Annotated in this window: 8 protein-coding genes; 3 read left to right on the top strand and 5 right to left on the bottom strand. The window is 74.8% G+C overall.

All coding sequences use genetic code 11. From position 1 onward, the window contains the following. Positions 1–204: 204 nt before the first annotated feature. A complete protein-coding gene (locus ACFVGY_RS31515; RefSeq protein ID WP_385683863.1) occupies positions 205–1,488 on the top strand; it encodes an NADH:flavin oxidoreductase/NADH oxidase family protein in 1,284 nt (427 codons plus the stop codon). Between the two features lie 38 nt (positions 1,489–1,526). Here ACFVGY_RS31515 and ACFVGY_RS31510 read toward each other — a convergent pair whose 3' ends face one another. The 4 genes from ACFVGY_RS31510 to ACFVGY_RS31495 all read right to left on the bottom strand — a co-directional run bounded on the left by ACFVGY_RS31510 (position 1,527) and on the right by ACFVGY_RS31495 (position 6,004). Then, positions 1,527–2,726 carry an MAB_1171c family putative transporter gene (locus ACFVGY_RS31510; protein ID WP_385683860.1) on the bottom strand — a complete coding sequence of 400 codons (1,200 nt, stop codon included), beginning with the start codon at positions 2,724–2,726 and terminating at the stop codon, positions 1,527–1,529. Next, a complete protein-coding gene (locus ACFVGY_RS31505; RefSeq protein WP_385683858.1) occupies positions 2,723–4,243 on the bottom strand; it encodes an NAD(P)/FAD-dependent oxidoreductase in 1,521 nt (506 codons plus the stop codon). Before ACFVGY_RS31505 ends, ACFVGY_RS31510 begins: the two co-directional genes overlap by 4 nt. A 124-nt stretch (positions 4,244–4,367) precedes the next feature. Beyond that, entirely contained in the window at positions 4,368–4,931 is a 564-nt protein-coding gene (locus ACFVGY_RS31500; RefSeq protein ID WP_385683855.1) for a toxin-antitoxin system, toxin component, read from the bottom strand. Then, positions 4,928–6,004: a hypothetical protein gene (locus ACFVGY_RS31495; protein ID WP_385683852.1), complete on the bottom strand. Its 1,077-nt coding sequence runs from the start codon at positions 6,002–6,004 to the stop codon at positions 4,928–4,930. Before ACFVGY_RS31495 ends, ACFVGY_RS31500 begins: the two co-directional genes overlap by 4 nt. Positions 6,005–6,334: 330 nt before the next feature. Here ACFVGY_RS31495 and ACFVGY_RS31490 point away from each other — a divergent pair, with 330 nt between their 5' ends. Beyond that, a complete protein-coding gene (locus ACFVGY_RS31490) occupies positions 6,335–6,787 on the top strand; it encodes a hypothetical protein (protein ID WP_385683850.1) in 453 nt (150 codons plus the stop codon). On the opposite strand, the gene ACFVGY_RS31485 is transcribed toward ACFVGY_RS31490, so the two are convergent. Continuing rightward, the gene (locus ACFVGY_RS31485) at positions 6,773–7,579 is read right to left on the bottom strand and encodes a helix-turn-helix domain-containing protein (RefSeq protein ID WP_385683847.1); all 807 of its coding nucleotides are present in this window, start codon (positions 7,577–7,579) and stop codon (positions 6,773–6,775) included. The genes ACFVGY_RS31490 and ACFVGY_RS31485 overlap by 15 nt on opposite strands. Before the next feature lie 176 nt (positions 7,580–7,755). On the opposite strand from ACFVGY_RS31485, the gene ACFVGY_RS31480 reads away from it, so the two are divergent. Then, positions 7,756–8,061 carry a 4a-hydroxytetrahydrobiopterin dehydratase gene (locus tag ACFVGY_RS31480; RefSeq protein ID WP_385683844.1) on the top strand — a complete coding sequence of 102 codons (306 nt, stop codon included), beginning with the start codon at positions 7,756–7,758 and terminating at the stop codon, positions 8,059–8,061. Positions 8,062–8,352: the final 291 nt, after the last annotated feature.

The following is an 8,352-nucleotide window of genomic DNA, read 5'->3' as shown; positions in this document are numbered from 1 at the left end:
GCCCCCCCCCGAGATCTAAACGTGCTTGGTGCTCGGCAGCGCATTTTGTTTAAACGACACCGGGGCGGTCCGGGGCCCCGCGCATCTGCGGCAGCCGCGGTCAGGACCGGCAGGGGACTGACGCTTCTCGGACACGTGACGGTATCTTGTCGGCCGAATACATATACGGATGACACGTGCCACAGGCGGTCCGGGGGAGCGCAGATGGACCTCTTCACGCCACTCGACCTGCCCCACGGCGGCCGGCTGCCCAACCGCCTCGCGAAGGCCGCGATGGAGGAGGGCCTCGCCGGGCCCGGGCAGCTGCCCGGCGAGCGCATCGAGCGCCTCTACCGCCGGTGGGCGCAGGGCGGCGCCGGACTACTGATCACGGGCAACGTGATGGTGGACCGCCGGGCCCTGACAGCGCCCGGGACGATCGTCCTCGACGCGCACGCCCCCCTCGGCCCCTTCCGCCGCTGGGCCCGGGCCGCCGCATCGGGCGGGGGCCAGGTCTGGATGCAGATTAACCACCCCGGCCGGCAGGTGGGCGCGGAGATGCCCGGCACCGCCTGGGCGCCTTCCGAGGTCGGGGTGAGCCTCGGCAAGCACACCAAGCGCTTCGCCCGCCCCACCGCGATGACCGAGGCCGACATCCGGGCCACCGTCCACCGCTTCGCGGTCACCGCCCGACGGGCGCGGGAGGCCGGCTTCCACGGCGTCCAGATACACGCCGCCCACGGCTACCTCCTCAGCCAGTTCCTCTCCCCGCTGGTCAACCGGCGCACCGACGGCTGGGGCGGCAGCCTCCCCCACCGGGTCCGGCTGCTCACCGAGGTCGTCCGGGCCGTCCGCGCCGAGGTCGGGGACGATTTCGCGGTCGCGGTCAAGCTGAACACCGCAGACTTCCAGCGCGGCGGCTTCGACACCGAGGACGCCGGCCGGGTCCTCGGGATCCTCGGCGGTCTCGGCGTCGACCTGGTCGAACTGTCCGGGGGCAGCGTCGAGAGTCCCGCCACCCTGGGCCGCACGGCCGACCTGCGGACCCTGGAGCGCGAGGCCTACTTCCTCGCCTTCGCCGAACAGTTCGTCGAGTCCGCCACCATGCCGCTGATGCTGACCGGAGGGATAGCCCGCAGCCAGACCGCGGGCCGGGTCCTCGACCGCGGCTTCGCCGTCGTCGGCCTCGCCTCCGCCCTGGCGTTCCGCCCCGACCTGCCGGCCCGCTGGCGCGCCGGGGAGGACGTACGCGTCACGGTGGAACGGCTGCGATGGAGGGACCGGGACCTGGCCGGAGCCGGCCTGCTGGCCTTCGTACGCTTCCAGCTGCACCGGCTGGCCCGGGGCCTGGAACCGCGGCCGCACGCCTCGGCCCGGGCCGCGTTCGCCCTCGACCAGCTCCGCCACTGGCGCCGGGTCCGCTCGTACGGGGCCTGGCTCGCCCGCAACCCCGAGCCCGAGCCCGAGCCCGGACCCGCGCCCGGCCCCGGGGAGGCCCTCGCCGCCTGAGCGCCCCCCGCCCGACCCGGCCGCGTGGACGCCGCCGGTCACGCTCCGCGGTCGTCGTGGCCGCTGCGTACGGCCGCCACGATCGGCGACGAGCGGAACTCCCGGGCCAGTGCCGTCAGCGGCGTCGAGTCCAGCCGGTACGGGTCGGCCGGTCCCTGGTCGGCGTCCTTGCGGTGCTCCCCGACACAGCCCGCCCGCTCGGCGGCCCCCCGGCGCCGCACGGCCGCCGCCAGCATCGCCGCGTCCGCCACCAGCGAGGCCCGGGGCCCGTCCAGGCCTTGGGCGCGCGCGGCCTCGTACGCGGCGCACCGCACCCCGGGGTCGAACCAGCAGCCCAGCGCCAGGATCCCGTCGTCGATCACCGACTCCCGGTGGATCAGCCGGATCCCGATCGGCGACCACCAGGTCAGCGGCACCGTCCGCACACTCGGCGAGGCGAAGCCGCGCAGCGCCTTCCACAGCGGGCGCAGCCGCCGGTACCGGCTGTAGTCCCGCCAGGCCTCCGAGCCGCCGACCAGCGGCACGATGAACCCGGCCCCCACCATCAGGGCCGACGATGCCGCGAGCGGCGGGGCCGCGTACGTGGACAGCCCGTCCCAGTCGCGGCCCGCCCACCGGGCGCCCACGGCCGCCCACTTCACCACCAGGTAGCCCAGGTCCGCCACCCCGCCGAGCACGATCAGCGCCAGCCCGGTCCGCAGCGGCCGCAGCGACGGGTCCGTCCGCAGCAGCCACTTCCAGCACAGGCCCGTCAGGGCCGAACTGCCCGCCAGGTGCGCCAGCAGATAGCAGACGATCATCTCGCGCACCCAGGGCGTGTTGGCGTAGTACGTGTCCAGGTCCCGCACCCGCTCGACCGGCGCGTCCCCCATCACGAACAGGAGGACGATGAGCACGGCGACGGCCCCGAACACCACCGACGTGAGCCGCGTCGCCCGGCGCACCACCGCGGGCGGGCCACCGCCCCAGTGCAGCACCAGGACGACGCACGACCCCGAGAACGCCGTGAGCACCGCGTACACCAGCGGCGCGGAGAAATTGGTGATGCCCGTGAGCCCGTTCACCGCCGAGATCGTCGGCGGCGCCGCGAGGAACATCACGAGGCAGCCGACGACCAGCAGCGTGCACACCGCCCGCATCAGCGGCTGGTCCCAGTTCCTGCGCAGCGTCGGCGCCTTGATCAGCAACGCCAGGATCAGCACCGACCCCGGCACGTAGAGGATGAGCCCGTCCGTCATCGCGCCTGGCCGACCGGGCCCACCGGATCGACGGGGCCGCCCGGACCGGGGCCGCCCGGACCGGGGCCGCCCGGACCGGGGCCGCCCGGACCGGGGGCCGCGGGTCCGGCCCGCCCGGCCGCCGGGTCGAGCCCCGCGACGGCCCGCTCGGCCGCGGTCAGCGGCGGCGCCTGCAGCGCGCCCCGGTCCGAGGCGCGCAGCACCTGCCACACCACCGAGGGGCGCATCCAGTACGTGGGCGGGCTGCTCATCGTGATGACCTGGAGGAACGCGGCCGTCAGCGCCTCCCGGGTGGTCGCGCCCGTCACCAGCCGGCTGACGTACGCGTTCAGCAGGCCGACGCCGGCCCGCGGCCGCATCCCGGTGGCCCCGGGGTAGAGGATGTCCTGGGAGGTGGCCAGCTCCCAGGCGGTGGCCACCATCGGGGCGAGCGCCCGCTGCGCCTCGCGGCCGAACGAGGGGCGGGCGGGCCCCTTGGCGCGCAGGAGTGCCCGTACGGCCAGCAGGCCCTGGGCGGCGACGGTCATGCCCTGCCCGTACAGCGGGTTGAAGGTGGCCACCGAGTCCCCGACGGCGAAGAACCCGTCGGGCAGGTCGGCCTTCTCGAAGTAGACCCGCCGGTTGGCGGTGCCCTGGGTGACGGCGACGTCGGTGAGCGGCTTGCGGCCTTCGAGGAGCTCGCCGACGACCGGGTCCCGGATACCCTTGGCGAACGGGATGAACCGGTCAGGGTCGCCGGTGGGCTGGCCGCCGCGGGTGCCCGACAGGGTGACCTGCCACTGGCCGTTCTCGATGGGCACGATCGTCGCAGTCCGCCCCGGCACGGGAACCCGTGGGTCGGACTGCACGTTGACGATGGGGAAGCCCATCTCGTGGGCCCCGGGCGGCGCTTCGAAGATCCTGGTCGCGTACACCAGCCCGGAGTCCACCTGGGCCTGTCGGATCCCGCCCACCCCGAGCTGCTGGAGCCAGGCCCGGGAGCGGGAGCCGCGCCCGCTGGCGTCCACGACGAGGTCGGCGGTGACCAGCAGGCCCTCCTGCCCGGGGGTGTCGACGCGGACGCCGGTGACGCGGGCCGCCGTCCCCTCCAGCGCCCGCACCCGGCTCTGCTGCAGGGTGGTGACACCGCCCAGGCCCGTCACGCGGGCGCGGACCACGGCGTCGAGCAGGTCGCGGCTGCACGAAATGTTGAACTGCTTCTCCCCGCAGCGCGGGATCCAGCCCTGTGCCGTCTTGGTGACCAGGTCCGTGGGCAGGCTCCGGCGGATGGCACCCGCCGCGATCCAGGCCTCCGTGATGCCCGGCAGGATCCTCTCGATGGCGCGCGCCCCGCCCGACCACATGACGTGGACGTGCCGGGCCTGGGGGAGCCCGCGCCGCGGCGCCGGGCTGTCGGGCAGCGTGTCGGCGTCGATGATCGTGACCTTCGCGTGCTCGGCGAGCACCGCTGCCGCGAGCAGGCCGGCCATGCTGCCGCCGATGACGACGGCGTGGCGGGGCGGGGTGGGCTGGGTCATCGTGTGTGGTGGGCTCTCTGTCGGGGCCGTGCGGGGGCAGCGGCGCGTGAGGTGCGTCGGCAGGGGCGGCGGGACGGGCGGGCCGGTGGCCGCCGCGGCGCCGGGCTGCGCCGCAGGGGTGCACTCAACGGCCCCAGCCGAGCGAGGACTTGATGCGCTCGATGGCCTCGGGGAGCGGTTCCTGGCAGGGCGGCTGCAGATAGCCCTTGAGGATCTTGCCGAGGTGCAGGCCGAAGGTCTCGGCCCGGACCTCCGCGGGGTCCTCGTGGTCCGCGCGGGCGGCCGCCTGTCGTACGACGCTGCCCAGACCGGTCTCGGAGTGCAGCAGTTCCGCAAGGTCGCCGTGGCGTCCCGCGAGCCGGGCGGCCACGGCCATGCCCGGCCCGTGACCGTCGCAGGTGCCTTCCTCAAGGTGCCATAACTCGTGGCAGGCGATGACGAGTTGGTGCTCGGGCCGGGTGCGCTCCTCGATGATGAGTAGGTCGCGGTCCGCGAGCTCCAGCCACAGTCCGCTGGCCGTGTCCGGCGGGAATCCGGCGAAGCGGAAGTCCACGGGCCGGCCGCCGCGCCTGCGGCCGTACGCCTCGCACAGGCTTCCGATGATCGCGGCGGCATCGGCCGGCGGCGTCAGGCGCACCTCCGCCAGCAGATCCGCGCCCAGCTTCCGCATGGTCCGTGTGGTCCTCATGGCGCTCCCCCCTCGGCGGTGTCTTCACGGCCCCGTGCCGTGCGGGCCGGGTGTTCACGGTGCGCGCCCGGGCCCCCGATTAGGCCTTCCCGCGCCAGCAGATCGTCCAAGTGGTCGGCCAGCGACTTCCAGCCCGCCGCGGACAGCCGGCCGGCCCGGGTGACGATGCTGCGCACGTCGTGCGCCCGCAGGACGGCGAGCATCGGGTCTTCCGCGTCCGTCTCCGCGGACCGCAGCCCGTACTCGATGCCGGCGAGGGCGGTGGCGAGGGCCTCGGTGTCGTCGGCCAGCAGGAAACCGCCCTCGACCCCGTAGAAACGCTGGATCCCGGCGGCCGCGGCGAGGTTGGGCAGCCCGTCGCCGCGGGCCAGGCGGGTCAGCGACTGGCCGGACGCGTCGAAGGACCGGGCGATGGCGGTCAGCGAGTGGGCCTGCCCGTCCGGCCGCCGGCGGGTGCGGCGCAGGTGCGTGAACCGCTGGTGGACCTGCTCCTTGAGCGGCAGCCGGGGCGGCCGGCCGTCGAGGGTCTGCGCGACGGCGTGCGGGGGCATGCCCGTCAGGTACGACAGGTGATCCAGGTCGTCCGCGGCGCCGGAGCCGGTCACCGGGGCGCCCGCCGCGGCCCTGGTACAGGCTTCGCCCGCGGTGGTGGCCAGTGCCCGCTCCACCGCGCTCTTGCTGTCGGCGAGCAGGAAGCCCGCGTACACCCCGAAGAACCGCTGCACACCGGCGGCGTGGCCGAGCCCGGGCATCCCGGTGCCCGCGTTGAGCGGGCCTAAGGAGGCGCCGGGCGCGTCGAACTCGTCGGCGATGGCGGCCAGCGGCCACTCCCGGCCGTGCCGGTCGCGGCGCGTGGCCCGCAGCCGGAGGAAGCGCCGGTGCACCCGCTCGCACAGCGGGACCGCGGGGGCCGTCCCGGCCACCACCGCGGGGATCAGCTCCGGCTCCACCCCGCTCAGCCGGCCCAGCCGCTCCGTGTCCAGCACCTCGGCCGGGTCCTGGCCGCGTCCCGCCGCCAACGCCGCGACGCGCGACCAGGTCGTGGCGAGGTCGGGCCGGGCGTCGGATGCCACCGTGAGGTTCTCCGTATGTCGACTGGACGTTCGAGAGCTTCGACTTCGTGCAGCCTAGCCCTCCGGGTCGCAGCGGGACATAAGAACCCCAACGTTTCTTGCGATGTGAGTCAAAGAAGGTTGGCGCGACCCGCGCCGCCCGGCGCACCGCCCGGCGCACCGCGCTGCCCGGCATGACCTCGGAGGTAATCGACCCCGCCGCGGGCGCGCGGCACAGTGGGGGCACCGGTACACGGAAGCCCGCGGAGCCCCCGCGCCGCCTCCCGGCCGTCCGTCCGCCGGCGCCTCGCACGGCCCTTCGACCCCGACCTTCACGGAGGCTGATCCGCCATGTCCGCAACCCTGATCGCAGGCCTCGCCCGCACCGCCGCCCCGCAGACCGCGCTGCGCCGCTTCCTTGCCCTCGACGCCCTCGTCACCGGGGCCAACGGCCTCGCGTACGCCGCCTTCAGCGCCCCGATCGGGCGGCTGCTCGGCATCGGCCCGGCCACCCTGTTCGAGCTCGGCCTCTTCCTCACCGCCTACGCCGCCGGCGTCGGCTGGCTGGCCTCCCGCCGCCGGCCCCCGGTCTTCGGGGTGAAGCTTGTCATCGAGGCCAACTGCGTCTGGGTCGTGCTCAGCCTGGCCTCGCTCTTCCTGTGGGACGCGCCCACCGCGGCGGGCCTGGCCTGGATCCCGGCCCAGGCCCTCACCGTCGCCGGCTTCGCCCTGCTCCAGCAGCTGTCGCTGCGCGCGACCGCGACCGCGACCGGGCGTGGGACCGGGGCTTCAGGGCCCCAGTGAACGCAGGTACTTCACCGTTGCCGGGTCGGCCGGGAGCATCGTCTCGATGGCCAGCTCGGCGACGGTCACGTCCATCGGTGTGTTGAACGTCGCGATGGACGACACGAAGGACAGCCGGTGCCCGTCGTGCTCGATGACCAGTGGCAGCGCGATGTACGGGACGGGCTCGGCGGGTTCGGCGTCGCCCGGGCGGGCGGCCACCGGGTACGCGGCGACCTCTTCGTACAGGGCGCGCAGCGGCGCGGAGCGGGCCAGCGCGATCTGCCGCTCCATCTGCGCCAGCAGGTGCCCGCGCCACTGACTGAGGTTGTGGATCCGCGGCGCGAGCCCCTCCGGGTGCAGGGTGATCCGCATCGCGTTCAGCGGCGGGGTCAGCAGGTGCTCCGGCAGCCCGTCGAGCAGCATGGCGATGCCCCGGTTGGCGGCGACGACGTCGTACATGGCGTTCACGACCAGCGCCGGGTACGGCTCGTAGCCCGTCAGCAGCCGCTCCAGGCCCTCGCGGAGGGTGCCCATCGCCGGGTCGTCCATCGGGGTCTGCGCGTAGTGGGGGGCGTACCCGGCGGCGAGCAGCAGCGCGTTGCGCTCACGTACCGGGACGTCGAGGCGGTCCGCGAGCCGCAGCACCATCTCCTGGCTGGGCCTGGACCGGCCGGTCTCGATGAAGCTGATGTGGCGGGCGGAGGAGTCGGCGCGGCCCGCCAGCTCCAACTGGCTGATGCCGCGCCGCTCACGCCAGGAGCGGAGCAGGGATCCGACGGAGCCGCTGCCCGCACGTGTCGTGGTCGCCATGCGCATGACGCTACCTCAGGGAGCCTTCCCGCAGGTCGGCCACGGTCCGCGAAGCGGGACGCCGCCACAGCGGAAAGGCCGCGCGTCCCGCCGCGCGCACCCTTCCCGAGGGCCCCGGTTGTGGGAACCTTGAGCCCACGTCAGGAGTTCGTCCCGCACGGGGAAGGAGCATGCCGATGGCAGCCGAGCCGCTTTCGCAGAAGGAGATCGAGGACCGGTTGCGGGAACTGCCCGGATGGGCGTTCGAGGGCGACCGGATCAGCCGCACCTACCGGCTGGGCTCCCATGTCGCGGCGAGTGCGCTCGTCGCCCACATCGCCGCCGTGCAGGACGAGTTGAACCACCACTCCGACCTCACCCTCGGCTACAACACCGTCCGGCTGTCGATGAACACGCACAGCGCGGGCGACTCCGTCACCGAGACGGACTTCACCCTCGCGGAACGCGTCGAGACCCTCGCCCCGGCCCACGGGGCGAGCTGACACACCCGCAGGCCCCGGGGCCGCCGGTTCCCCGGGCGGTTCCCCGGGGTGGCGGTTCCCCCGGGCGGGCACCGGTCAGACGGGCTCCAGCCGCCACCACTGCGCCGGCGAATCGGTGTCCTCGCACTGCCGGGCGAGGCCCTCCCCGTCCGCCTCCAGCGACAACCCGCTGATGCAGGCGACCAGCGACACGACCCCCGGGGGGGGGGGGGGGTGGGGGGGGGGGGGGCGCAGCCGCGCGCCGGGGGGAGGGCGGGCCCCCCCGACGCGGGGGGCCGGGGCCCGCGGCCC

Origin of the sequence: Streptomyces sp. NPDC127106, from assembly GCF_042677605.1 — a bacterium.
Taxonomy (GTDB): domain Bacteria; phylum Actinomycetota; class Actinomycetes; order Streptomycetales; family Streptomycetaceae; genus Streptomyces.
Note: the sequence above shows the minus strand (reverse complement) of the source record. Positions and strands in the feature narration are given on the sequence as shown.